Genomic DNA, 25,071 nt, shown 5'->3' on the forward strand with positions numbered 1-25,071 from the left:
ACTCCCGACTCAGCAGCCGATGTTGTCCGTCACAAAACCGATTTATTCTTTGCTCTGCTTGACCAACTGCATACTTTCCCGCACAAGTCAACTATTTTTCTCGAAACTTTGTGGAATCTTTGGCTGCCGCTAGCAATCCAATTATCTACTGAAAAACCAAGTTTTAACCGTCCTCTAATTCAAGGCATTTTAGGCAGTCAAGGAACCGGGAAAACGACTTTATGCCACGTTTTGAAGGTGATTCTGGGAAAAATGGGATATTCTACGGTCAGCATTTCTTTAGATGACCTTTACAAGACTTATGCCGATCGCCAACAACTCCAAAAAACAGACCCCCGTTTAATTTGGCGCGGCCCCCCCGGAACTCACGATATTGACTTGGGAATCGCAGTTTTAGACAAGTTGCGAGGTTCAGAAACTAGCGAATTAGCAGCAGTTGACAATCTAAAATCCGATTTCCCGAAAACAGATATAATTAAAAATATAGAAATTCCCAGGTTTGACAAATCTGCCTGGGGTGGTGCGGGAGACAGAACTCAACCCGAAATTATTTGCGGTGCGGATATTGTACTGTTTGAAGGTTGGTTTGTCGGCATGAATCCAGTCGCTGATGCCACATTGAACGAGTTTTTAGCAACTGCGCCGTTTCCGCTTTCTACAGAGGCTGACTGTCAGTTTGCGCGCGATATGAATGCGAAGCTGCACGACTATTTGCCGCTGTGGAACCGATTAGATCGGTTGATGGTTTTGTATCCCCGAGATTACCGCGTTTCTCAAGTGTGGCGCAATCAGGCGGAACGGGAAATGATGGCGGCGGGTAAGTCGGGAATGTCGGAAGCCGAAATTAATCGGTTTGTTGAATATTTCTGGAAAGGGCTGCATCCTGAGTTATTTATGCAGTCGATGCTGGAGGGCGATCGGGTAGACTTGGTAATAGAAATTTTGGACGATCGCACTGCGAGCAAGATTTGTCGGGCGATCGACTTAAAATCAAGCAATTAGCGACACTTAAAACTTCATAGATATAAAATTTTTTTTAAGATCTGCTGATGAAGTCTTACCCCCCATACTTTGGGGGGGGTAATATCTAGCGCTACTTTATGAAATTGGTATTATATCAAATCCTCTCTTCATCGGAATAGTAAATTCACTGTTGACTGTTGACTGTTGACTGTTAACTATTAACCGTTAACAGTTAACATCATGTTGGAGTGCAACTGGAATTGATATTATGTGTCGAGGATTGAGAATTTCTCAATTAACTGCCAGGAGTACCGCGATCGATCGCCTTCTCTACCAAATCGTCGGTAACATTCGCCGGTGTACCAGCAGGCTTAACTTCCTTAGCCATCGCCCGAAAATCATCGGGCTTGCTGCTTGAATTTGTCGATGTTGGGATATCTTTAGGAGCAGGAACATCAAATTTAGGCTTAGTTGCGGCGGCGGCAGCTTTGGCACCTGCACTTGTGCGATCGACTTCACTAACGCTGAATTCTTTGGAAGCTTCGTAGTCTGCCGATACATCAACATTCTGCAACTTTTGTTCTCCAGCTTCCACATTTTCAGTTATTTGCTGAGCGTCAAATGTTTGAGAGTTATTTGCTTGTTTACTGACTTCAGACATATCGGACTCCTTGCTAGTTTTATTTAAGAATTCAATATCTAAATAATAAATTAATTTCGCAGCTTTTTCATCTATCTGCAGATGTATCGGTGGCTTCTATCTTAAGGATGACTTTTGACTACTGGTGGCTAAACATTACGTCCGTATAAAAAACTAATCTAACCGCCAGACCGTACCCCAAATCCTTATAAAGTCAGTCATTTGCCAATCTTAAATCTCAAATCTCAAATCTCAAATCTTAAATCACATTACCTCTAGAGGATGGTGACTTGTACTTACCAATCTTGATATCTATATATTCTGGAAGCATTTTTAAGGAACTTATTTATGAACTCACCCGCCGAAACCAATTCTCACTCTCTCTCCAACGACACTCAAAAGATAGTTCAGAAAATCAACGGGTTGGGTACAGATGAAAAACTGGCGCTGCTCTACTTTATTTATGAAGAAATGGGAGATTCAATTACACCAGCAGCTCCCCAAGCCGCAGAGCCAGAATTAGCTCCCGTGCTGCTAGGTGATTTTTACAACCTTTCTGATGATGAACAACTGAATATAATGCGAGCTATTGTCAACCGCGATGACACGCCTTATTCTCGCGATTACGGAGCTTTAACTGCTAATAATCAGTTGGTGGTTTGGTATGCTTGGGCTATTGGTATGGGTGATAAAATTGTCGATATCCCCGAAGGATATGAGGCAACTGAGGCTGTCAATGGCGTGTTGGGTGAAATTGAAGGTCTTGATTTTGAACAGCAAATTTCGGTGCTGCGCGATGTAGCTAATAATATGGGCCACACCGATGTTAAACCAATTGCTACTCAGGCTGAAGTTGGGAAAACTTCTAGTCTTTAGTCGGTTGTTAAAACCGCTTCGAGCTAAACGCAGAATCCTGTCCGAGCGATTAACCGCACAGATAGGTTAGTTCGCAGCGCGGAATGGGAGTCCGCTCCTGGATTGCGGAATGCGAGTCCGCAATCTAGGAACGTTTTTGTTTTGGTAATCGATCGCACATAATACGATCGCCAATATCAAATTCGGTAGCATCAGAATTGTATATTTGCATCCTTAAGAGTGCTGTCCCCGAATAGCGATCGATTTCGCTCTTCGGAGACAGCAATACATAATTTTGATGCTATCAAAAAGGATCTAACCGGACTTCCTTCTTCCTTTTGTTTCCTGCATTTTTTATAGCTGAGCGTGAATTTTGCGCGGAATTTCGATCGTAAATGTCGAACCTTGTTTTAGTTGACTTTCTGCGGCAATTGTGCCGTCCATCATCTGAACTAAAGAAGTACAAATCGCTAATCCTAAACCCGTACCTGGATAAGCGCGGGCTGCGGTTTGGTCGGCTTGGCGGAATTTGTCAAAAATTTTGGGCATATCAGTTTCACAGATGCCGATTCCTGTATCCCGAACTGTGATACTTAGCCGATCGCCATTTAATTCCCGCACCTCGATCGAAATGCAGCCCTGATGCGTGAATTTAATCGCGTTGGAAATTAGGTTAACCAAAACTTGCCGCAGCCGCCACTTGTCATTAACTATCAACCGCTCCTGCAAGCAGACGCTGACAGACATTGCTACATTCTTTTCGGTGGCTTGAGTTCCAAATTCCCGAGCGGCATCCATTACTAAGTGCGCTAAATTAAATTCTTCTATTTCTAATTCTGTGCGGCAACTCTCAATTTTGGAGAGTTCGAGGATATCGTTAATCAGGGTTAGCAGGTTTTTGCCGTTATTTAAAATCCGCGATACCATCTTTGTTTGCGGCTCTGTCAGCAGTTGTTTGTGCTGGCGCAGCAGCAATTGAGAAAAGCCGATAATCGAATTCATGGGAGTTAGCAATTCGTGGGACATGGTGCCCAAAAATTGGGATTTTAACTTCGCTGCTTCTAGCAATTGCAATTTTTGCTGTTGAATGCGCCGGCCCTGATTTTCCAGTTCTTCCTGCTGGCGAATTAATAGCTCGTTTTGCAACTCTAAAAGCTGTTCTTGCTTTTTTAATTTTTCGATCGCCCGCGCGTTGTTAATGGCGATCGCAGCTTGTTTTCCCATTACCGCCAGCAGTTGCACAGATCCCTCAATTGCCGCGCACTCTTTCCCGGTGCCGATCGCCAACACGCCCAAACGCCCACTTTCTCCCGACTCGATCGCCGCAGCGATTGTCGCCGCCGGGAATCCCGAGTCGCAGTCAGAGTAGCACAGTTGCGACTCTCCCGTCGCAAACGCTTTCAACAGCAGGTTGTTTTGCACCTGCGGGGTTTTGCCTTTCTCAAAGCTTTGGGAGCCTCCGACAGCGGTGAGCTTGAGGCCGCTGCAATCGCAGTCGGGGAGCGCTACCAGGCAAAATTCAGCTCCGGCGATCGCCTCTAAAGTAGCGTCTGCGATTGCTTGTAACAATTCCGACAAGTTACCCGCGCGCTGGCTTAACAAATTTGTAAACCGCTCGATCGCCTGCAAATCTTGCCCCACCTGCGTTAGCGTCTTGTTTTCGCACAAATTTTCGGCTCGGAAGTTAGCTTGCGAGCACGCTTGGGGCCCCAAAAATTCTGGTTCTGCTTCTGTCCCGGCTTGAGTTTGTTCGATCGCGTCCATATCTGTGTAGGTTCCCACCCACTCTAAAATATCGTGACTTTCTGGGTTCGCGGGCGCTCCTCTGGCTAGGTTCCAGCGGTAAGTGCCGCAGCGCGCCAATAGACGAAATTTTATTTCGTAACTTGGCGGCGGGGTTTGAGGATTGTGCGTTAGCGAAGCCCGCCCCTGCGGGGGCTGCGCCAACGAAGAGGATCGGGCCAAAAGACGAGGACGGTCTTCTGGGTGAACGCGCGCTAAATAGCCGAAACCCAAGGCTGCTGCTGCTGGTACCCCCGTATACTCCTCCCAGCCATGACCTAAATAAGTCGCCCAGCCCTTTGCATTTACTTTCCAAACTATGTGAGGAATTGCCGATCGCAGGCGATCGTCCTGAGTTTTGCAGTCCCAAACTTGTCGTTGGGGGGAAGTTATTTCTGATACTTTGTGTAACACTTCCGTGTCGGAAAACTCGGAGCGAAAAGAGTTATTGCTGTGATAGTGAGTCATAACTGGTTTTTATCAATAAGCACTCAACTCGAGCCCTAACATCGACTCAAGAATCGCGCTACTAGCTTTATTTATTTTGATTGCCCGAAAGCATCAAAAGTTTTTATAGTTTAAATGTATCTGAGTAGTGTTATCTTTACCTCTATCAAGGGGCGGACAATGGCATAATTCAGTTAAACTGTTAAAAACATTGAGAGCTTACCAGCAAAAAAATGGGTTTAAAGCCTCCCTTTGGAGGGAGAAAGGAAAAATTAATTTCCCTCGCTGACCATCTCTTCGCGATCGAGTACGAGGTAACAGTCCCCAGTCAACAGTCCCCGGTCAACTGTTGAACCGTCCCGCGATCGGGCGCAAGCCGGCAAGGGCGGCAAAATAATTTAAAAATTAACTTGCAAGAGGGCAACTGCATGAGTATGCTTAAACAAGATGTGCGGCTTGTCAAACTCTAAATCAGCACACATTCTCAAATTTACTCAGTTTGGCTGAGTCAGTGGACGATATTTTAAAAGTTTAGGGGACTATTGGAAGAAACATGAGTAAAATTCGCGTTGCATTGATAGAAGACCACGACCTGACAAGAGTCGGCATCCGCACAGCTTTACAACAGCGTGACACGATAGAAGTTGTCGGCGATGCAGCTAACGCTACAGACGGATTGAAACTGCTTCAATCTTCAAAGCCTGATGTGGCAATTGTAGACATTGGTTTGCCAGATTTTGACGGTATTGAACTTACACAAAAGTTCAAAAAATCGGTAGCGGAGTCCGATCCGGATACCAAAATTTTGATTCTGACTTTTCAGGACAATGAAGAAGAAGTGCTGGCAGCTTTTGCCGCCGGAGCTGATTCTTACTGCATGAAAGATATCAGCTTCGATCAGTTGTTAGATGTGGTAAAAGTAACTCACGAAGGTAACTCTTGGATCGATCCGGCGATCGCGCGCATTGTTCTGAAACAAGCTCGCACCAAAGAGTCTGCCCCGGAAGAACCGAAGGTTGAGGGCAAAAGAGTCACAATTAAGGCTGCCGAACCCGAGTTCACTCACATCATTGAAACTTACCCTTTAACCGAGCGAGAATTAGAAGTTTTGGAACTGATAGTGCAGGGTTACAGCAATGCTGCGATCGCCGAAAAGCTTTACATTACTGTCGGTACGGTCAAGACTCACGTCCGCAATATTTTAAACAAGTTGTGCGCTGACGATCGCACTCAGGCGGCCGTGCTCGCCCTCCGTTCTGGCTTGGTTGGATGAAGCGTTATCCAAAGGCGAAAAAGTAGTTAACATAGGGTGCGCGTGGCGCGCCTTACCCAGATCCTGTAGGGTGTGCAACGCGCACCTTACTGCCAGAAATATAGACGGCAATCTCACCATCGCCACCCCGATATTTTTAAGTATTAAAAAGCTATATTTACCTCCGCATCTATCCCAGTGCAGATATTTTTAAATCATTATTTATCAGTAAATACACCTTAAGATAGATGTCAAATAATGATATAAATACTAATAGTTAAGATTGAACGATCGTAAATAAAACAAATGGCGATCGCACTTACCAAAAAGTTGGGTCTAAAGCCCCGTCCTTATAGGACGGCTTTAATTATAACAAAGTGTGAAGACTTGTTAAGTATACAGACTTATAAGTAAAAATTTTAGCAAAAGTGATAAACTATTCCAATGATAGTTTTAGAGTTTAAGTTGAAAGGCAAAGCGGAGCAATATCGAATCATCGACGACATGATTCGGACGGCTCAATTTGTCAGAAACAAAACTCTTAGACATTGGATAGACAATTCCAGGATTAAGTTAGTAGACCTGTACAAACAATGCGCCGTTGTGGCGAAAGAATTTGAATGGGCAGGCAAGCTTAACTCGACGGCCCGTCAAGCTTCGGCGGAACGTGCTATTTTTGCTATCCAACGTTTCTTCGCCAATTGTAAAGCTAAGAAGCCCGGAAAAAAGGGCTACCCGCAGTTCAAGAAGTACACTCGTTCCGTCGAGTACAAACAATCCGGCTGGGCGCTTTCTAGTGACAAAAGATGCCTAACGTTTAAGGATGGCTTTGCTGCTGGAAAATTCAAGTTAATTGGTAATCGGGATTTGCATTTCTCCGCACCCGATGAAATCAAGCGAATTAGGGTAGTGCGTCGTGCCGACGGCTATTATGCCCAATTCTGCATCAACATCGAACGAAAAGAGGAAGCCGTTTCTACTGGCAAAACTATCGGCATAGATGTGGGATTAAACCACTTCTATACTGACAGCGACGGTGAAACAGTTCCCAATCCTCGGTATCTCCGCAAAAGCGAAAAAGCTTTGAAGAGATTGCAGAAGCGAGTTTCTCGGAAAAAGAAAGGCTCCCAAAGCCGTAAAAAGGCAATCAACAAGTTAGGAAGAAAGCACCTAAAGGTGAGTCGGCAGCGTAAAGACTTTGCCATTAAGACGGCGTTGTACGTGGTGAAATCTAACGATTTTGTAGCCTACGAAGACCTTCAAGTGCGTAACATGGTCAAGAACCACAAACTTGCTAAATCAATTAGTGATGCCGCGTGGTCACAATTTGCCGAATGGTTAGAGTATTTTGGAAAAGTGTACAGCAAAACAGTTATCGCTGTTCCGCCACAATACACATCTCAGGAATGCTCAAACTGTGGCAATATTGTTAAGAAAACTTTATCAACCCGAACGCATATTTGCGGTTGCGGAACGATACTAGATCGCGACCACAACGCTGGAAGAAATATTTTAGCAAAGGGTTTGAAAGCCCGTGCAGGAATCAATTTAAATACGGTGGGGCACACCGGAATTCACGCTGGGGGACAGACCGATCTCTACTCGCTGGTGGCGACAAAACAGAGATAAGTTCGACTGGTTGATCCAAGAATCCCCTCGCCTCGATAGCAGGGGAGTGTCAAGAATACTGGCGCGATTTCACTTCACAAAATGCAGAAGCCTGGGCAAAATACCCTGCTTTGAGGAATAGTTGAGCAGTTAAAAAAGTTATATCCGCAGACTGATGCCTGAGTTAGCTTAAATTTGCGAAATTAAAATTATCAACTCTTACTGAAATATTCTAAAAGAGGTACTATGGAGGCTCCAATTGAATTCAAATTATTTGCTCCTTACAACAAAGGAGCTGCCTTGATGGGGTGTTTTTCTAATTGGGAAGAAATTCCGATGGAAAAGGATGAAGAAGGTAATTTCAGCACCAAAGTAGATTTAGAGGATGGCGTTTATCAATACAAATTCCGCGTGCAGTCGAAAAGCTGGTTTCTGGAAGCAGATGAGTGGGTAGATGTGGTAGATCCCTACGCGACTGACATTGACGATCCGAGTCAAAACGCCGTTGTTAGGATCAAAAATGGCGATCGCATCGTCGATAGCTACGTCTGGAAACACGACGACAAACCCCTCCCTGCCGATCGAGAATTAGTAATTTACGAAATGCACGTTGCCGACTTTTCCGGCGGCGAAGCAGATCCCCTCGCCCGCGGCAAGTACAAGCACGTAGTCGAAAAACTCGATTACCTAGCAGATCTCGGCATCAACGCGATCGAACTAATGCCCCTCAAAGAATACCCTGGCGACTACAGTTGGGGCTACAACCCCCGCTACTTCTTCGCAGCTGAGTCCAGCTACGGCACCACAGAAGAACTCAAAAACCTCATAGACGAGTGTCACGCCCGCGGCATTCGCGTCATCATCGACGGGATTTACAACCACTCCGAATCATCCAGCCCCCTCACCCAAATCGATCACGATTATTGGTACCACCACGCCCCCCGCGATCCAGACAACAATTGGGGCCCGGAATTCAACTACGAATTTTACGACGAAAAGTTAGGAACTTACCCAGCGCGCAAATTTGCCGGCGATGCAGTCCGCTATTGGGTTCAAGAATACCATCTCGACGGCATTCGTTTCGACGCAGCGCGACAAATTGCCAACTACGATTTCATGCACTGGATCGTTCAAGAAGCCAAAAATGTCGCCGGCCCAAAACCGTTTTACACTATTGCCGAATACATTCCCGAAGAGCCTAGCATCACCAATGTAGACGGGCCGATGGACGGCTGCTGGCACGACAGTTTCTATCACTCGCTGATTCCACAACTGTGCGGCGATAATTTTGATTTAGAGCGGCTCAAAGAGATAATCGACTGCAAGCGCCAAGGTTTCTTGGGCGCTACAAATGTAGTCAATTATTTGAGCAATCACGACCACGATCGCCTATTCTCAGAATTGGGCGATCGCGGAATTTTGGATGAAGCAGCATTCAAGCGGGCGAAGTTGGGAGTTGCGCTGTTAATGACGGCAGTTGGCGTGCCGCTGATTTGGATGGGCGAAGAATTTGGCGAATACAAACCCAAAACAATCGAGCAATCTAAAATCGACTGGACGCTGCTAGGAAATGACATGAATAAAGGTTTGTCGGAATACTACAAAGGCTTGATTCACCTGCGTAAAAATAACCAAGCACTTTACACAGAAAACATCGACTTTTTCCACGAAGATCCCGACGCGAAAGTGTTTGCTTACACTCGTTGGAACGATGAAGGTTCGAGAGTTGTGGTAGTGGCGAATATGTCGGAAAATTATCTGGCAGATTACAGCGTTCCCCACTTCCCGGCCAACGGAACTTGGCATGAATGGACGGGAAATTATGATGTTGAATCCGGCGATGACCATATTATGATTGACTTGCCGGAATACGAAGCAAAAGTCTTTGTTTGGCAGTAATATCAATTCCGCTTGCACTCATACCGGAATTGTTGACTGTTGACTGTTGACTGTTGACTGTTTGCTCGTTACCAGGCAGAGCCTGGTAACGCAGATCCGGAGGCTCTGCCTCCTTTGAGGAAAGCAACTTACAGGAGAAAGCAGTGTAGACCGATGCCCTGAACCCAAGAAATACAGCATATTCCAGGTTTATGAAGTACAGCAGCAGGCAGCAGGCAGCAGGAAGAGGTAATAATAGCAATGATTTGGGCACTCGAAAATGCCCGATCGCGCTGTGACCGTTGCTGTACACCCCGCGAATGCCTGCCTCTGGTAGTACGTGCTTTGAAAATACACGCCTTCGGGCCCGACTCCCATCCCACAAAACAATCAAAATCATCCCGCAATTAGGCAGCGCCCTTTTTTGTTTTGCTTCCGGGTTGTTAATTTAAACTACATATTTTACTCAGTTGATTTTCCCGGCACAATTCGGTTACGGCAGCCACCGGTAATGGTTTGCTAAAGAAGTAACCTTGACCCATCTCGCACTGCAACGACTGCAAAAATGCCAACTGTTCGGCAGTTTCCACACCCTCTGCAATCACCTGTAAATTCAAGCCCTGTCCCAGGGCGATCGCCACTTTCACAATCGTAGCACCGCTGCTGCCGTTGAGCAAATCTGCCACGAAGGATTTGTCTATTTTTAAATTATTGAGCGGAAAGTTTTTCAGAGACCACAAAGAAGAATAACCGGTGCCAAAATCGTCCAGAGAAATGTGAATTCCCATTTGCTGTAACTGCCGCAATACCGACACCGTAAAATTCACATCGGTCATCGCAATGCTCTCAGTAATTTCTATTTCCAAATACTCAGGATTTAACTCGGTTTCTGACAAAATTTTAGCGATGGTTTGTACCGTGTTAGGCTGCATAAACTGGCGGCCTGATAAATTCACAGCTATCCGCATGGGCGGCAATCCCATTAACTGCCACGCACGATTTTGCAAGCAAGCAGTCCGCATCACCCATTCGTCTATTTGGCAGATAAATCCTGTTTCCTCAGCCAAGGGAATAAATCGATCGGGAGCAATCAAACCGCGTTCGGGATGCTGCCAGCGGATCAGAGCTTCCACTCCGACTATTTTGCAGGTATTTAAGTTTATTTGCGGTTGATAGTGCAGCACAAATTCTGAGTTTTTCAGAGCTTTGTAAAGCTGATTTTCTAAGTTAAGTTCTTCGGAGACTTGATTGCCGATCGCCCGCGTGTAAAACTGATAATTATTCCGACCCTTCTGTTTGGCTCTGTACATCGCAGCATCAGCATTTTTTAGCAAAGTTTCTGCATCTTCTCCGTCGTAAGGAGCCAAAGCAATTCCCAAGCTAGCCTTAGTATAAAGCTCCAGCCCGTCAAAATCAAAAGGACTGCTCAAACTGTGGATAATTTCCTTGCAAACCTTAATTGCTTCCTCTGGGCTGTTGATATTGTGCAGCAGCACGGTAAATTCATCCCCGCCCCAACGAGCGAGGGAATCACCCGCGCGCAAACAGTTAGTCAAACGCCGAGATACACCTTGCAGCAACAAATCGCCCACGGGGTGTCCGAGAGTATCGTTAACATTTTTAAATCTGTCCAAATCTAGAAAGATTACCGCCAGCATTTCGGCGTTTTGGTGAGCATTAGCTAAAGCTAAAGACAGCCTTTGATTAAACAGCAATCTATTCGCTAAACCAGTTAGTTGGTCGTGAGAAGCTTGATGTCGGATCATCGCCTCGACGCGCCTCTGCATTGCAGCCATGTACAGGTGCGTTCCCAAAGATTTTGCTAGCTTCAGTTCCTCAGTGTTCCACTGTTGAGTTTCCCCGGTTTTGATTTCTTTCCAAGCTGTAAAGGACTGTCGGGGACGATCGTTCCGGGCGTCGGAATTGCAATTTCCAGCCCACCAAATTTCGGTTTCTACGGGGCTGCGAAAAACGGTGAGACAGCCGATGCACTGTTGGCCGTATTGCAGCGGTATTGCCAAAAATGACCGCAGGTCAGATTCGATCAAATTGGCAGATAAAGATTTGAGTTGAGGTTCTTGAGAAATATCGGAAATCGCGTACAATTGCGGTACGATTAAACCGGAAATATTTGTATCAATTGAACTGTAATGCTCGGAATGTAAATTTGGAAAAACACCTAATTGGCTGGTATTAACGGCAGTTTTTTCTGCTTCGTTTTCATTGGAAAACCCCATGATCTGCTGCCAAAACTCGCTGAGTTCCAAGTCGCCCTCCGAAGGCTGCTGGCCGCAGGTATAAAGTTGAGCGGGCAGATCGCCAAACTCGGCTGCAATGTACAGCCGCCCTCCCGAACCGTGCAAATGCTTGACAGTTTGTTCGAGAACTACTTGCCGAATTTCGTGGAGTTCTAGAGGAGAGTGCAGCAAACTGCTAATTTGGTTGACAACGGCTTCGTCGCGCGCTTGCTGTCGGGCTTGACTCAGCAGAAAAGATTGGGCGATCGCAATGGAAAGCTGATCCACTAGCAACTGCACCATTTTCAATTCTCGATCGCTAAACCGTTTCGGTTTGCCGTGGTGAGAGACTAACAGCCCCCAAAGCTGATTTTGATGCAAAATCGGCACCGTCAGAGAAGAAAGCGCCCCCATAGCCGTGAGATATTCAACGTGACAGGAGTCTACAGGAGAATAGCGAATATCTTCAACTGCTAAAGTTTTGCCGGTTTCGGGACAATCTAACCGATTAATTGTTTGATGCTGCAATTGGACATCTACAATCACTCGCTGCCGCGCTTTGACAAACATTTGGCGGGCACTATTGGGAATATCGCTTGCCGGAAAGTGCAAACCAAGCAGGGATGGCAAATTGTCGCCGTTGATGGACTCAGCAATCACTTCACCGCTACCGTCGGGTTGAAAGCGATAAACTTTTACCCGATCGCTGCCTAAAAAACTGCGAATTTCTCGCACTGTTGTCGTCAAAATCTCTTGCAGTTCTAAAGAGTTGCGAATGCGATTAGTAATGCGATTGAGTAAAATTTCTTGTTCGAGAGTCGATCTTGACATGGGTCTAACTTTTGCACGGGCCATCCCTTTTGATCTCCGGCTGTTGACAGCATTTTTGCGAGCTGCTGTGTCAACTCGCCCTGTAGTATAGAATACAACACTTTCGCTGCGTCTGGGGGATTTATTCAACGTAAAACCAAGAAATTTGGTTTTTAGGGATCGTTCTGACTTGCCGACAAATTTCGGCGAGAAACCCGGTTTCTCACAGCAAGCAATTACAAGGTTCGACCGACAAACATGGAACTCCAGATCCATTTAGGACTTGCATTCGTCTCGATCGAACTAATTGGAGGCACACAGAAACCGGGCTGACGAGACAAGTTTCTGGCAATACGCACAGAATGCTGGTTCCTCAACCCGGTTGCTAAGTATTTATACTCGGAAATATCCTGTCAAGCCGATTGCCAAATTTTCAGAATTCTGTCCGGCAAAAAGCCCGCTATTTCCTGAATTCGTTCCTCGGACAACTCATCCTTTGTTGCGGAAAATACGGCGGCGATCGCAGTTTCCGGTTTTACCCCAGAAGGAAGTCCACCTTCTTGTTCCACCCGAAAAATAAACAAGTTGGAATCGATGACAAAAGGTGCAGGCCCTTGCCAAGGCGGGCGCACCCGGCTCAGCAATCCCACCAGCGGATTCGTATCTTTCCAGAGATCTGCTATTTCTTTTTGCAGGGTTTTGTCGTCCGTCGGCAAAACTTCTGTGTGCAGTTCGGCTTCCACGCGATCGCTTGCTTCTGTTGTCATCAAGTCTCGCATTGTCCGGTACACCAATTCGGTAATATCGCGGGCATCAAAAATATCCTCCAAATGACCGTTTACCATCACTTTTTCCAAAAAGGGCATATCCTTAGAAGCGATCGGAACTGCTGACCCTTCTTGATGCAGGGATTTAGGAGGATTCGTCTCCATTTTCTGCAACATTTTGCGACCTTTTTCGGTTAAATCGGCTGTTTGAAATGCCACTAAAGGCGGCAATAACTCAGTCCCTCCGTAAGGCTCTCCGCTAAACTCTGCTTTGATAAATTCTTTTTGGTTGAGGTAGTCCAAGTGACCTAGCAATTCCGCTTCAGCCACTTCTCGACTGACATATTCTTCGGCTGCATTCCTAATTGCCGACTCTCCCTTGGCGTTGCCGCTGCCAATCTGTTTGAGCAAAATGTAAGTCAGGTCGTCTCTGATTGCAATTGTCATCAATATCTCCTTGGTTAATATCCGGCAAACAGCAAGTAAAAAATCATATTTTTAATTGCTAAAATTGCCATAATTACTACTTACAAACATTAAAATATAAATCTGCTCAACAAGTATCTCTCAACAGGGGGAAATTGTTAAACATTTGTGTCTGTTATAATCTTGCTTTAGGTATATTTACTGATTTAAACCTCAGTGTGCTGTTGGTAGTCCTGCGCGGGGGCGAGGTCGAAAACCCGGTTTCTGCGTCAAGCATCTCTCGGAATAGATCGACGATTTTTCCGAGAAATCTGGTTTTTTGCCTCCGGGACTGTGCAGGTAGTATTCAGCAAAGCCTTTACCACTGTTGAAAACAATGAAAGCAATTAAAATAAAAGGCTTTTCTGGCAAGACTTTTGGTGGCGATCGCCTCTGCTTGCCAAGGCTGGCGCACGGGTTCGTATAAGTTGATATATTTGCACTCTAGATCAGTAAAATTATGGAGATGCTATGGTATCAATAGACTGATACAGTCTTTGCCCCAACTAGCAGCGATATTGTACAATCGAGCTAGACCAAAGACCGATCGTCTGAGAGCTACAAATACGAGCCAATCTGTTTCGAGTGCCGGAGCGCCACTTGAGGAATGCCTCGCTGATAACTTTGACGATCGTTTTTCGATCGATATTTATGAACTACCCTAATTGGACTCAGACTTTGGAATCATCGTCTTTAAATAACGGTCAATGGGCGATTAACAACCGTCCTCTAGTTTTGGCGGTAGACGACAATCCCGACAACTTGGAACTGCTGACGCAAATACTCGATTTGTTCGGCTGCGAGTTCATCGGAGCCGTTGACGGCTACAGTGCTCTGTCAGCAGCAGCAGCCGATCGCTCTCCCGACCTCATCGTACTCGACATTTGCCTGCCGGATCTAGACGGTATAGAATTCGTCAAGCGAATCAAACAAAACCCCGAACTCGCCAATATTCCGATCGTGGCTGTCACAGCCCTAGCAAAAACAGAAGACCGCGATCGGATTCTCCAAGCCGGGTGTGTTGCATACCTTTCTAAACCTTTTAATATCAAGGATTTAGAAACTATTATCCGCCACCACCTCAACTATCAGCCGTTTCTGGTTGAGTTTTAGACTTAGAACTCGCCTCGCGAACTTTAGGTGCAGACTCCAAAATTGCTATGGTTCCCGTGCGGCCAGTCTCCAAAGTCGCATCGCTGAGCAAATCTGTCACGCCCACACCTAAAACCTCTTTGATTAAGTCTTTCAGTTGCAATTCCAGAACAGAGTCTAATTGCGATCGTACCTGCGAAGCCAAATCTTCCTGACCGTTCTGAGCCAGCAACTTTTCAGGCTGAGTAATCGCATTTTCGATCACAATTATCAATTTATTATCCAAAATATTGCACAGAGCCTGACTCGTTTGGTGTCCTAGTAGAGAGCGGTACAAAGCTTGAACACCCTGTGCAAGAGTCCGTTCTAATTTGCCACGAGTAGGTACTAAAATTTCCCCGGTCATATTTTTTAGCTACAGCGAGATAATTCAAAAAAACTGTTATATAAGAAGTCAGTAGTCATTAGTCAGTAGTCAGTAGGGGCGGTGGATGGTGCGTGCGGGCCCTCTTAGTAGTCAGTAGTCATTAGTCATTAGTCAGTAGTCGTTCTAGCCAAAGAGCGAAGTCGAAGGCTAGTCATTAGGAAGAAGGCTGGAGGCTGGAGGCATAAGAATGAACTGTTTAGTTATCGTCGCCAGAAGCCTCCGTTGCAGTCGGGAGCATCTGGTGTTTTGCATTTGAGCGTGCGAGCGTCCCCGAATAACGTATTTTACAACTCGCGAACGGGGACGCTCGCACTATAATAAAAATGATTTTTGCAAAACTCCCGAGGCATCCGTTGCAATCGACTGCATGGGGAAAGTGCAATTAAGAACGCCTAACTATGACGGGCGGTTTTTTATAACAGTTAACAGTTAAATGTTAACTGTTATAAAAAACCTTCGTGCTAGCCGACAGTAACTTCATTCGTTTCCACGGCAGTTGCACCCTTAACACCTTTAGCAATTGTCACCAACTTGTTGACAATTTCTTGGCTGGGAACTGTACCTTTGAGAACAACCGTAGTGCCGAGTTGCGCCACATAAACAGTCTCAATATCCGCAACATCAGGATTTGCATCAAAGGCCTGAGCTACCCGTTTAGCTAAACCGCTTTGATCGTATTCTCCATTCAATCCCATGCGTTCCGGCGGGATTGTCTGAGGGCTCGCAGCAGCAGGTTGAGCAGGTGCTTGAGCTTGAGCTACAGGCGCTTGGTAAGCCGGAGCTTGCACATTTTCTTGATTTTCAAGTTTTTCTAAACCAAACAATCTTTTTAGCCAGCCCATAGAGTTTGTCCTCCGACAAAGTTTGTGTTAATTTTTGTGTTAAGTGACAGTTGACCGATCGCAGTACATTTGTTATGCTCAATACCAGGAATTGCGATCGTACTCGCTAGACGCAGAAACCGAATTTTTATACAAAAAAACATCGTTTCACCATCATCCCCGCTAGGAAAGCCGGGTTTTGTGAGTTGTTTGCGCCAGTCTTAAATACCATTTAATGTTGCATGAGTTCGCAGATCATCTGTCTCGAGACATAAATTCTCCCACTCTCAAACAAATACCAGCGCTCACCGTGTCCGCCAATCAAACTTAAAGTCTTATTCCCCAACTTGTACAATTTTGTTGTACGCCCAATGTGCCAAGCCCCCACAGCAGGAAAGTTAGGAATGCTGTTACCAGATAGATAATTATCATAAGAATTGGTTACTACAGCTCGCCTTTTATAATCGTTTCAACGGTAGTAAGCTAACACTTTAGCTGCTTAATATTCTGGATAAAATATATATTTTTAGTTTAAAGTGCAGGCAAACTTAGCCGCACCAAAATCAGGTTTTTGTAACATTCCAGAAACTCATGATTAGGTCTATATTTTAATAAAAACCATTGCAGTTTGTTGGGCCGGTTGGGAGTTCGCCCTGTCGATCGTCCAAACTGTTCACCCATCCAGAGCAAATGTAGCTAAAGTTACTAAAAATTATTAATCGCTGTTTATGAAAAGTAATTGAACTTTTGATAACAATATAAATCGTGACAAAAATTTAATAATTGTAACTAAAGGAACATTTTTTAGCTTACAAAACTAATACTGTAGAAAGATGTAATTTTAGGCGGAAAGGGGGAGCATGAGCTTGTAATTACCAAGCAAGGGAAACCAGAAAAATTAATGCTTTATGCAACTGGATTTTCGCGCGATCGCCTTTAAGTCAAGTTTGAGCAGATCATAGCAATGATTATTTTTGCTTATGCCTTGACAGTATTAGTTCTCTAGTCTTGGAATGAGAAATTTTCGAGAACCCAAATCAACTTTGACGACTGCTGCTACCTCAGTAATTGGTAATCGGTGAAAATCTCATCCGTCCCTGTTACCTGTTAGATATTCCGAGCAGTATCTCTAGGGTTCTAAAAGTTTAATTTGGGATGTTGGCGAATTACCGTTACTGTAAAACTCTGGAGTGTTAAAAATGCTAAAACAAATGTGTTGGTTGCCCCGATTGGGAGGCAATGGAGAAAAGATATTGCACTTGCGTACCGAAGTACGTCAAGCATGGCGGCCTTATACAGCTTTTCCGCAGTTCGCGGCGTCCGACTACCTGGAAAAGGACGGTTCTAAGGGATGGGCAACTTTTCAGAAGCTGACAACTCAAGGGTGGAATTTAATATCGACTGAAGAAGGGCAGAATTCGTTTTTTGACCAACAGAAAAGTGCTTAAACAAGCAGAAACCGCAGCAATAAAAGAAGAGGTCAAATCCTCTTCTTTTTATTAGTTCGCGGACGCATTGCCAGCTCAACCGGTGAAGAGGCGTACACCCTAGACAATTTTGAGATTTTGGCGGCGTTGCAAGTAATACCAATTTCATAAAGTAGCGCTAGATATTACCCCCTCAACCCCCCGAACTCGCGGGGTGGCTAAGATTTTATCTATACCACATCTTTAGAAAAATGGTATAAGTTAGCTTTTTCTTTCTATACTGCCGCTGCTAACCGATCCAACATCGGCTGGCGAGTTTTCAAATTAAATCGGTATCCGTGGGGGAGAATGTGCAACTTCGCGCCGCAAATCGCCAAAGCCTCATCCTTCAACAGTCCGTCTATATTGTCGTGGAGTTTTTCCGACTCGTCGATGACAGTTACAGCGCCTTCGCCAATGACTTCCAACTCGTCGTCGCTGACTAAAATAGCTGTATTTTCGTCAATCCCAAATCCCAAGACTGCTGGTTGCAGCAAGAGTGCCGAAACTAAGCGTCCCAGACGACCTCGCTGGGCGAAATGCTGGTCGATGACAATTCCCGGCAGGAAACCCATTCCCGGGCCCATTGCTACCACCTCAACCCGTGGATTTGTCTCGGAGTCTCCTTCAATAATCATCATGTCTGGCATCATCGCCGCGCCGGCACTGGTGCCGCTAATGATTATTCCTTCGGAGTAGCGTTTGTGCATAGCTGCGTCGAGTTTGGTGTCTTTCAAACAGCTAATAATCCGCGCTTGATCTCCCCCGGTAAAGAATATCCCGGTCGCTTGTTCGATCGCTTCTAAATAATCTGGATTGTCGGCATCTTCGGATCTCTGGGTGTCAACAATTCGCACCTCTTCTGCGCCCAGCCGCTCAAAAACTCGGATGTAGTTATCTCCGACTTCTCCCGGCAGGCTTGTCGCAGCCGTCATCACTACAATGCGGGCTTTAGTGCCTCCGGCGCACCGCAAGAATTCCCGCAAAATTTTGCAGTCGCCGTCTTTGTCTTCAGCGCCGCCAATAATTAGCAACTTCCCCTGATTTTTGCTGCCCGCCATACGCTTTGCACTTTTAATTGATTATATTTAAATAAAACATAAAGTTTTTTTCCGAAAAACTACTAAAAGGTAGATATGCATACAGAAATTTTATAACTTACGGATTAGTAGGGTTTAGCAAAAGTTTGGGATTGCTTTCACCGGAGATTGTGAGGAAGCATTTGTGTCGGAATGCAGTAAATATTTTTTTTACAGAATTACAAATGCGGCGATCGCCCTCCCAGTTTTCGATCGAAAAAAACTAACCCCTCCTAGCAGGGGAGGGGTCAAAAAATGAGTTTACCTTCTCGGACTTACGCGGGCGGGGTCATCAACCGCCTTTGGGATAAGATTTTTCGCCTATCCTGATGTTAGTTTTTCCGACAAACCGGGTTGATGAGCGCAAGTGCTAAATGAGTCCGATCGCCAGTTAGTGCGATCGCTCGATCAAATTGCTCAATATTGTACGCGCCCGTTCTAAAGGCAAGTGTCTCGGTTTGCCGTTCCAGACAATCTGATATTCGTTGCTGTTTTGACCGTCGCCGTACCCAGAAATCAGCTTCAGGTGAAATGCTTCCTCAGCTAATTGGTGAACTTTATCCCTTAGAGCAGTTTGTGCGATTTTCATAATTGGGTACCTCTTAAATCCTTTTTCACAGTCATAGCCAATTTTAGTTGGCGTTGTACCTCTCCAAAGTTATAGTTTTTTTAAGTAGTCATTAGTTATTGGTAATTGCTCGCGGGCAATTGGCGATCGGGCAATTGTCTTCCTCTCGCACTATACCTGGGGAGCAGATCGTTATCTGTGAAAATAATTTTTTTGTGTGAGTGCTGTCACGCTCGCGAGTTTTGTATTATTGCTGACGACTTCAACTAGGGAAGCATTTGTCAATCAGCAATTTTACTCATATTTTACTTATATTTTGGCTATAAAACTGAGATTTGGGCGGACGTGGGGAGCGCCGTATTTATGCCCCCTCACCCCAAATCGCGAATTTTCTACTTTTCTCAAAAGCAGTTTTTTGAGTAATTTTATCGATTGACAAATGCAGCGTTAGTTTTAACTTTTCACTAATGGTCTTGTATGCTGCGCGAGTGTTGTATACTTCGCGACTGAGGACATCACTGCGAAAGCCAAACACAGATGCTCGCTCTCTGAAATATAGCAGTGCTCACAAAGATGAGGTATCGAGTCGTCAATCTGAAATCTAAAACTTGTACGCCGGCGTTGCCGAAGTATCTCAAATCTCAAATCTCAACTTCTCAGCTTTTTGAGAAAGGCTATATCTATGTCGGCAGGTAGTATGCAATGCACCGACAAGAGAGTTAATCTGACAAATTAGTTACAAGGAGGTTAGAAAATGCTGCAAGAAAAAAGCACCGAGATAGCCCGCGTCAATGCTCGAAAAACAGATGTATTTGATATTTTCCATTTCAAATACTATATCGGGCCCAACCCTTATTTAGAAACAGCCGCTTTAGTTTTCGATTTTGCAGTGACGGACGATCGGCAACCAAAGCCGATCGCGCATTACCGTAAAATTATTGGCGATCGCTACCCGCAACTGCTGCACGAAACTTTCTCGAACCACGCTCAACTGTTCGGGCGTACCGCCTCAGAAGTAGCCAAACTAGACATGGGTTTGCACTTCCAACACTGGAACATCAAGGCATTTTCTCAGTTTGACAGAATCAGCATAGAAGCACTTCACGCCCGCAGCGCCCGAGCCGTAGTTTACGCTGTTTGGGATTGGTTTGAAGCCATCGATCAAAATCAAGACTTCCCACTGTCAGCACAAATAGGCGCGCTGCAAAATATGTTCCGGCAGTCTGTTTACGGAGGCCCGACAGTTTATTCATTAATGCGATCGGCCTCCCAAAAAGGCATTCCCGCATTTTATTTGTGGGATGAAGGACTGATGCAATACGGTTACGGCAAAAAACTGGTGCGCGGCTCTGCAACAACGTTTGATTGCGACAGCCATTTAGACTCAGATTTTACCACACGCAAAGACGATTGTAAAGCTTTTCTCGCTACCTTGGGATTTCCCGTTCCCAAAGGAGATATCGTCTCCACAGAAAACCGAGTTCTGGCAGTTGCCAAAGAAATTGGCTACCCAGTTGCTGTTAAGCCAGTAGTCGGTCATAAAGGAATTGGTGTCACCGCAGATGTCCGAGATGCTGAAGAATTGCAGGCGGCTTTTAAAAGAGCAGTTAAGGCAATTCCCGAAACAGAACCGGTGCGAGTAATTGTGGAAAATAGCATCAAAGGATCGGATTTTAGGCTGCTGTGCGTTGACGGCAAATTTGTTTCTGCAACTGAACGCCGGCCCGCTTCGGTAACAGGAGACGGCGACTCAACTATTCGCGAATTAATCCGCCGCGAAAACCGCAAACCCGAACGTTTGGATACGCCAACTTCGGCGATGAGCAAAATTCAGTCCGACGCAGCGATGGAAATGTATCTGGAAGAACAAGGGCTGTCATTGGATAGCGTGTTAGAAGGCGATCGCACTGTTTCTCTGCGGAAAGTGGCCAATCTTTCCGCAGGCGGCGTCAGCATCGACGCTACCCGCACCGTGCACCCCGATAATATTATTTTGGCTCAAGATATCGCCCTACATTTTCGGTTAACTTGTTTGGGAATTGATGTGGTAACAGAATCCCTGGCCAAATCTTGGAAAACCGGAAATTTTGGGATTATTGAAATCAATGCCGCGCCGGGAATTTTTATGCACCTCAACCCGGCTGTCGGAGAAAGTGTTGATGTGCCTTCGCATATTATCGATACTTTTTTTGAATCGGGAAAATCCGCCCGAATTCCGATTATTAGTTTCAACAAAATTTCCGTGCCGGAACTGCAAGAAACCATCGACCATATTCTATTGCTGCATCCCGATTGGACAATCGGTGCTGTTTGTCGCGCTGGACTTTTTGTCAACCGTTCTGAAAAAGTTTTGCACAATAATTACAATCTTAACGTGCAAACTTTGCTGCGGAATCCCAAGCTAGATTTGTTGATTGCTGAATATCCCGAAGATGTTTTGGAAGCTGAGGGAATGTTTTATCAGCGCAGCAATATGGTGGTGCTGGACAATCCGGGGGAAACTGAGATGATTTTGGTCAGAGAAAGCACTGATGACGATACTGTTGTGGTGCGGGAAGGAAATAGTATTTCTATTCGCCGCCAGGGGTTGATCGAACAGTACAGTCTGGGGGATGGGGAACCGTTTGCGCGGGTTTATTTGAAGGAAATCGGGACTGTTTTGTAAGCGGCGGATTGCTACTTGGGTAAGGTCGCAGCGCACCCTAAATTTAACAGTTAGTCAGGTGCGAATTGACTTAGGTAAGGTGCGCAATGCGCACCCTACCGTTCAAAGTTGGGTTTGAACCGCCACAACAATTTATAATTTTCACAAGACCCGATTACCAATTACTCACTACGATGTCTTTAAAATTTATTAGCATTCCGCCAACTACCAATCGCCAACCTGTCGCTTTGATTGTCGCTTTACACGGATGGGGTGCTAATGCTCGGGATTTGACTTCTTTAGCACCGGCTTTCAATTTGCCGGATTATCAGTTTGTGTTTCCCGACGCCCCATTTCCCCATCCCCAGGTAATGAGTGGCAAAATGTGGTATGACCTGGCAAACAAAGATGCTCAGGGATTGATAGAAAGCAGGCAATTGCTGAGGGAATTGTTGCTGTCTTTGGAAAGCAGCACGGGCGTGCCTTTGTCTCGCACGATTTTAGGTGGCTTTTCTCAAGGCGGAGCGATGACTCTGGATGTGGGATTGACTTTGCCCCTAGCGGGTTTAATTTGTCTGAGCGGTTATTTGCACTCGTCGATTTCGCCCGCTGCCGGGAGTGCTTTGCCGCCTGTTTTAATCGCGCACGGTAGTCGAGATACTATTGTGCCGATTAGTGCTGCGGTGCGATCGCGCGACAGTTTGACTGCTTGGGGAGCTCAGGTGCAGTATCGAGAATTTAAGATGGGACACGAGATTCTACCGGAAGTTGTAGATGTAATGCGAAGTTTTGTTGTAGAAACTGTGTCGAAATGTGATTAAAGGCTTAGTATATAGTATGGCGGAAGTCTAGGGCAGGGGTAAAAAACATGAAAACTTTAACCAAAGCATCGCGCGATATTGCTGTACTTACTTCTCAAGACGTGGCAGAATTGGCTGTCCGTTTGGAGGTTGACGATTATACTGATCCTTTTGAGGGATTGAATGATTGGCATTTGTTGCGATCGCTTGCCTTTCAGCGGCCGGAGCTGGTTGAACCTTATCTCCACCTTCTGGATATGGAAGCCTACGACGAAGCATAGGCTTAAAAATCTAGCTTAAAAATTTCGACGGAATTAAGGAAGAAGTTAGCAGCATTTTTTGTTGCGGGTTGAACAGATGAATTATAGATTGTTGTCTGTTTTAATCTCAACTTCTTTCTTGATTTTTTTTTATGAAAAAATGACATGAAAGGCAGACGAATTTTAATCGGCGTTAGTGGCGGGATTGCGGCTTACAAAGTTTGCGAAGTAGTTTCAACTTTAGCAAAAGCTGGAGCTGAAGTGAAAGCGATTCTTACTGAGGCTGCGGGGGAGTTTGTAACGCCTTTAACTTTTGCTACTCTGTGCCGCCATCCTGCTTTTACTGACAAAGATTTTTGGCAACCAAGTCACGGGCGACCCCTGCATATTCAACTGGGAGAATGGGCGGAAGTTTTTGTGATTGCTCCTTTGACGGCTAATACTTTGGCTAAGTTGGCGGGGGGTTTTGCTGATAATTTGTTGACTAATACTGTCTTAGCTTCTAATTGCCCAATTTTGCTGGCACCGGCGATGAATACGGATATGTGGGAACAGCCGGCGGTGCAGCGGAATTGGCGGGAAGTGTTGACTTATCGGCGCTATCATGCTGCGAATCCGGGGGCGGGTATGCTGGCGTGCGATCGCGCGGGTGTCGGCCGGATGGCAGAACCTTATGAGATTTTGCCTCATATTGAATCGCTGTTGTATGCGAAGGGCGATCGAGATTTAGCGGGCCTTCGGGTGTTGATCAGTGCGGGAGGAACGCGGGAACACCTCGATCCGGTGCGGTTTATCGGCAATCCTTCCAGCGGCAAAATGGGTATAGCTTTGGCGCAAGCTGCACAGCACCGCGGCGCGACAGTGACGCTGGTACACAGTATAACTGGCGAATTGCCGCTCTCAGGCGTGCGGGCGATCGCAGTTGCCAGTGCAGAAGAAATGCGGCAGGCGATGCTGCAATGCTTTCACGAGGCGGATTTAACGGTGATGGCGGCGGCGGTAGCGGATGTGAAGCCGGCTGAGTACAGTAGTGAGAAATTGCCGAAGCGATCGCTCCCGAATTGTTTGCCGTTGGCACCGGTAGCGGATATTGTGGCAGAGTTGGGAAAATTGAAACAGCCGCACCAAAAATTAATCGGGTTTGCAGCACAAACTGGGGATATTGTCAAGCCTGCTTGGGAGAAATTGCGGACAAAGAAACTGGATGTAATTGCCGCAAACCCGATCGATCAAATAGGTGCAGGTTTCGGCAGCAATACCAATCAAGCAATATTAATTAACGCCGCCGGAAAGCAAGTAGAAATTGCCTCTTGCAGCAAGCTAGAAATGGCTCACCGATTGTTAGATTTTGTGATGAACGGGTGAGGGGGCGATTTACTCATTAACTGGGATTAATTACTACTGGTTCGGGCGATAATTCTGATTCCCCAAAATCCGTTGATTTCGAGTCAGCCGACAACTCAGTATCTGCGACAGTAATTTCTAGTTTAAATCCTAATGCTTCGAGTAATTCTACCAAACAGTTAATTTCCGAACCGCCGCTTTCAGTCAGCATCTTATCGAGTTTTTCGTGATGCTCTTTTGCTGACTCCGAAAGAGCATTCATCCTGATTCGAGCCTCAATTACCTTTCTGATGGCATTTCTCAAAAGTGCTGGTTCAGGGTCTTTTTCTTCTAAGATAGCCCCGATAAAACCAGCAGCGTGTTGGGCATCTTTGAGAGATTCAATGAGGTACTCGCGGTAGCTATCGCTGGTAGGCATTTTCATTTCTTTCATAGTCTGCCGAATACTCCTTCGCTTTGAGAATATCTTGTTCTTGGGTACTTTTATCCCCACTACAGAGCAGAAGCACAATTGTCGCTCCTATTTGTCTAAAATAAATCCGGTAGCCAGGGCCGTAGTTAATCCTAAGTTCACAGACACCATCTCCGACTGACTTATAATCCCCCAGATTGCCGAGACTAACTCGCTCAAGTCTTGCATCAACTTTAACTTGGGCTTTGCCATCTCGTAGGGAATAGTACCACTCTAAAAAAGGAATCCTGCCATCGGGTCGGATGTAACGTCGAATTTCCCTCGGTTGTACTTCCATAATTTTATCCTAATTCATTAACAATTTCTATCGTAAGCGCGATGACAGTGCATTAAGTGGGCAAATCATACTTAAGACAGAGGCATTCGAGCGACAAAATAGTAAACCTTGTTTGAG

21 protein-coding genes are annotated in these 25,071 nt (G+C 45.6%); 11 read left to right on the top strand and 10 right to left on the bottom strand.

Annotated features, from left to right (window positions below; translation table 11 throughout):
- The coding region (locus tag QUA01_RS13040) for a glycerate kinase (RefSeq protein ID WP_333090080.1) at nt 1-1,002 on the top strand (1,002 nt) is incomplete at its 5' end.
- 256 nt (nt 1,003-1,258) lie between these two features.
- Here the strand turns inward: QUA01_RS13040 and QUA01_RS13045 are convergent.
- A complete protein-coding gene (locus tag QUA01_RS13045; RefSeq protein WP_333090078.1) occupies nt 1,259-1,624 on the bottom strand; it encodes a hypothetical protein in 366 nt (121 codons plus the stop codon).
- 327 nt (nt 1,625-1,951) lie between these two features.
- Here QUA01_RS13045 and QUA01_RS13050 point away from each other — a divergent pair, with 327 nt between their 5' ends.
- Nucleotides 1,952-2,479, top strand: coding sequence for an orange carotenoid protein N-terminal domain-containing protein (locus QUA01_RS13050; protein ID WP_333090077.1), 528 nt, complete (start codon nt 1,952-1,954; stop codon nt 2,477-2,479).
- Nucleotides 2,480-2,812: 333 nt separating this feature from the next.
- Here the strand turns inward: QUA01_RS13050 and QUA01_RS13055 are convergent, their stop codons facing one another.
- Nucleotides 2,813-4,708, bottom strand: a complete 1,896-nt coding sequence (locus QUA01_RS13055) for a sensor histidine kinase (protein WP_333090076.1) — start codon at nt 4,706-4,708, stop codon at nt 2,813-2,815.
- 532 nt (nt 4,709-5,240) lie between these two features.
- Here QUA01_RS13055 and QUA01_RS13060 point away from each other — a divergent pair.
- The 3 genes from QUA01_RS13060 (at nt 5,241) to QUA01_RS13070 (ending at nt 9,446) form a co-directional block, all read left to right on the top strand.
- Nucleotides 5,241-5,960: a response regulator transcription factor gene (locus QUA01_RS13060; protein ID WP_333090073.1), complete on the top strand. Its 720-nt coding sequence runs from the start codon at nt 5,241-5,243 to the stop codon at nt 5,958-5,960.
- 423 nt (nt 5,961-6,383) lie between these two features.
- Nucleotides 6,384-7,568 carry an RNA-guided endonuclease InsQ/TnpB family protein gene (locus tag QUA01_RS13065; protein WP_333090071.1) on the top strand — a complete coding sequence of 395 codons (1,185 nt, stop codon included), beginning with the start codon at nt 6,384-6,386 and terminating at the stop codon, nt 7,566-7,568.
- Between the two features lie 225 nt (nt 7,569-7,793).
- Complete coding sequence (locus tag QUA01_RS13070) at nt 7,794-9,446, top strand: alpha-amylase family glycosyl hydrolase (protein ID WP_333090069.1); 1,653 nt, start codon at nt 7,794-7,796, stop codon at nt 9,444-9,446.
- Nucleotides 9,447-9,868: 422 nt separating this feature from the next.
- Here the strand turns inward: QUA01_RS13070 and QUA01_RS13075 are convergent, their stop codons facing one another.
- Together QUA01_RS13075 and QUA01_RS13080 are read right to left on the bottom strand one after the other, a co-directional pair.
- Complete coding sequence (locus QUA01_RS13075) at nt 9,869-12,517, bottom strand: EAL domain-containing protein (RefSeq protein WP_333090068.1); 2,649 nt, start codon at nt 12,515-12,517, stop codon at nt 9,869-9,871.
- Nucleotides 12,518-12,885: 368 nt separating this feature from the next.
- Nucleotides 12,886-13,686 (bottom strand): DUF2267 domain-containing protein, encoded by an 801-nt coding sequence (locus QUA01_RS13080; protein WP_333090066.1) that lies wholly within the window; start codon nt 13,684-13,686, stop codon nt 12,886-12,888.
- A 669-nt stretch (nt 13,687-14,355) separates the two neighbouring features.
- On the opposite strand from QUA01_RS13080, the gene QUA01_RS13085 reads away from it, so the two are divergent.
- Nucleotides 14,356-14,817 (top strand): response regulator, encoded by a 462-nt coding sequence (locus QUA01_RS13085; protein WP_333090065.1) that lies wholly within the window; start codon nt 14,356-14,358, stop codon nt 14,815-14,817.
- On the opposite strand, the gene QUA01_RS13090 is transcribed toward QUA01_RS13085, so the two are convergent.
- A complete protein-coding gene (locus tag QUA01_RS13090; protein ID WP_333090062.1) occupies nt 14,786-15,202 on the bottom strand; it encodes a DUF2294 domain-containing protein in 417 nt (138 codons plus the stop codon). The two genes, QUA01_RS13085 and QUA01_RS13090, sit on opposite strands and share 32 nt — an antisense overlap.
- A gap of 482 nt (nt 15,203-15,684) precedes the next feature.
- Nucleotides 15,685-16,065 (bottom strand): BON domain-containing protein, encoded by a 381-nt coding sequence (locus tag QUA01_RS13095; RefSeq protein WP_333090060.1) that lies wholly within the window; start codon nt 16,063-16,065, stop codon nt 15,685-15,687.
- Nucleotides 16,066-17,243: 1,178 nt separating this feature from the next.
- Here QUA01_RS13095 and QUA01_RS13100 point away from each other — a divergent pair.
- On the top strand, nt 17,244-17,492 hold the full coding sequence (locus tag QUA01_RS13100; protein ID WP_194068215.1) for a hypothetical protein: 249 nt from the start codon (nt 17,244-17,246) through the stop codon (nt 17,490-17,492).
- Between the two features lie 254 nt (nt 17,493-17,746).
- Here QUA01_RS13100 and QUA01_RS13105 read toward each other — a convergent pair whose 3' ends face one another.
- Entirely contained in the window at nt 17,747-18,571 is an 825-nt protein-coding gene (locus tag QUA01_RS13105) for a cyanophycinase (RefSeq protein ID WP_333090058.1), read from the bottom strand.
- 409 nt (nt 18,572-18,980) lie between these two features.
- Nucleotides 18,981-19,178 (bottom strand): hypothetical protein, encoded by a 198-nt coding sequence (locus QUA01_RS13110; RefSeq protein ID WP_333090057.1) that lies wholly within the window; start codon nt 19,176-19,178, stop codon nt 18,981-18,983.
- 733 nt (nt 19,179-19,911) lie between these two features.
- Between QUA01_RS13110 and QUA01_RS13115 the strand changes: the two genes are divergently transcribed.
- From QUA01_RS13115 to coaBC, 4 genes are all read left to right on the top strand, one after another.
- Entirely contained in the window at nt 19,912-21,822 is a 1,911-nt protein-coding gene (locus QUA01_RS13115; RefSeq protein ID WP_333090056.1) for an ATP-binding protein, read from the top strand.
- Between the two features lie 173 nt (nt 21,823-21,995).
- Nucleotides 21,996-22,622, top strand: coding sequence for an alpha/beta hydrolase (locus tag QUA01_RS13120; protein ID WP_333090054.1), 627 nt, complete (start codon nt 21,996-21,998; stop codon nt 22,620-22,622).
- Nucleotides 22,623-22,669: 47 nt separating this feature from the next.
- On the top strand, nt 22,670-22,882 hold the full coding sequence (gene isiD / locus QUA01_RS13125; RefSeq protein WP_006632739.1) for a protein IsiD: 213 nt from the start codon (nt 22,670-22,672) through the stop codon (nt 22,880-22,882).
- Between the two features lie 144 nt (nt 22,883-23,026).
- Complete coding sequence (gene coaBC / locus QUA01_RS13130) at nt 23,027-24,226, top strand: bifunctional phosphopantothenoylcysteine decarboxylase/phosphopantothenate--cysteine ligase CoaBC (protein WP_333090053.1); 1,200 nt, start codon at nt 23,027-23,029, stop codon at nt 24,224-24,226.
- A gap of 16 nt (nt 24,227-24,242) precedes the next feature.
- Here the strand turns inward: coaBC and QUA01_RS13135 are convergent, their stop codons facing one another.
- On the bottom strand, nt 24,243-24,638 hold the full coding sequence (locus QUA01_RS13135) for a helix-turn-helix domain-containing transcriptional regulator (RefSeq protein ID WP_333090051.1): 396 nt from the start codon (nt 24,636-24,638) through the stop codon (nt 24,243-24,245).
- On the bottom strand, nt 24,607-24,954 hold the full coding sequence (locus QUA01_RS13140) for a type II toxin-antitoxin system RelE/ParE family toxin (RefSeq protein WP_332983946.1): 348 nt from the start codon (nt 24,952-24,954) through the stop codon (nt 24,607-24,609). Before QUA01_RS13140 ends, QUA01_RS13135 begins: the two co-directional genes overlap by 32 nt.
- Between the last annotated feature and the right edge of the window lie 117 nt (nt 24,955-25,071).

The sequence above is a fragment of the Microcoleus sp. S36a_B3 genome (assembly GCF_036700745.1).
Classification (GTDB): domain Bacteria; phylum Cyanobacteriota; class Cyanobacteriia; order Cyanobacteriales; family Microcoleaceae; genus Microcoleus.

Excerpts from the sequence above, each read along its gene's own strand:
- QUA01_RS13045 (WP_333090078.1), bottom strand. The coding sequence starts at position 1,624 with ATGTCTGAAGTCAGTAAACAAGCAAATAACTCTCAAACATTTGACGCT.
- QUA01_RS13050 (WP_333090077.1), top strand. The coding sequence starts at position 1,952 with ATGAACTCACCCGCCGAAACCAATTCTCACTCTCTCTCCAACGACACT.
- QUA01_RS13055 (WP_333090076.1), bottom strand. The coding sequence starts at position 4,708 with ATGACTCACTATCACAGCAATAACTCTTTTCGCTCCGAGTTTTCCGAC.
- QUA01_RS13060 (WP_333090073.1), top strand. The coding sequence starts at position 5,241 with ATGAGTAAAATTCGCGTTGCATTGATAGAAGACCACGACCTGACAAGA.
- QUA01_RS13065 (WP_333090071.1), top strand. The coding sequence starts at position 6,384 with ATGATAGTTTTAGAGTTTAAGTTGAAAGGCAAAGCGGAGCAATATCGA.
- QUA01_RS13070 (WP_333090069.1), top strand. The coding sequence starts at position 7,794 with ATGGAGGCTCCAATTGAATTCAAATTATTTGCTCCTTACAACAAAGGA.
- QUA01_RS13075 (WP_333090068.1), bottom strand. The coding sequence starts at position 12,517 with ATGGCCCGTGCAAAAGTTAGACCCATGTCAAGATCGACTCTCGAACAA.
- QUA01_RS13080 (WP_333090066.1), bottom strand. The coding sequence starts at position 13,686 with ATGACAATTGCAATCAGAGACGACCTGACTTACATTTTGCTCAAACAG.
- QUA01_RS13085 (WP_333090065.1), top strand. The coding sequence starts at position 14,356 with ATGAACTACCCTAATTGGACTCAGACTTTGGAATCATCGTCTTTAAAT.
- QUA01_RS13090 (WP_333090062.1), bottom strand. The coding sequence starts at position 15,202 with ATGACCGGGGAAATTTTAGTACCTACTCGTGGCAAATTAGAACGGACT.
- QUA01_RS13095 (WP_333090060.1), bottom strand. The coding sequence starts at position 16,065 with ATGGGCTGGCTAAAAAGATTGTTTGGTTTAGAAAAACTTGAAAATCAA.
- QUA01_RS13100 (WP_194068215.1), top strand. The coding sequence starts at position 17,244 with ATGCTAAAACAAATGTGTTGGTTGCCCCGATTGGGAGGCAATGGAGAA.
- QUA01_RS13105 (WP_333090058.1), bottom strand. The coding sequence starts at position 18,571 with ATGGCGGGCAGCAAAAATCAGGGGAAGTTGCTAATTATTGGCGGCGCT.
- QUA01_RS13110 (WP_333090057.1), bottom strand. The coding sequence starts at position 19,178 with ATGAAAATCGCACAAACTGCTCTAAGGGATAAAGTTCACCAATTAGCT.
- QUA01_RS13115 (WP_333090056.1), top strand. The coding sequence starts at position 19,912 with ATGCTGCAAGAAAAAAGCACCGAGATAGCCCGCGTCAATGCTCGAAAA.
- QUA01_RS13120 (WP_333090054.1), top strand. The coding sequence starts at position 21,996 with ATGTCTTTAAAATTTATTAGCATTCCGCCAACTACCAATCGCCAACCT.
- isiD (WP_006632739.1), top strand. The coding sequence starts at position 22,670 with ATGAAAACTTTAACCAAAGCATCGCGCGATATTGCTGTACTTACTTCT.
- coaBC (WP_333090053.1), top strand. The coding sequence starts at position 23,027 with ATGAAAGGCAGACGAATTTTAATCGGCGTTAGTGGCGGGATTGCGGCT.
- QUA01_RS13135 (WP_333090051.1), bottom strand. The coding sequence starts at position 24,638 with ATGAAAGAAATGAAAATGCCTACCAGCGATAGCTACCGCGAGTACCTC.
- QUA01_RS13140 (WP_332983946.1), bottom strand. The coding sequence starts at position 24,954 with ATGGAAGTACAACCGAGGGAAATTCGACGTTACATCCGACCCGATGGC.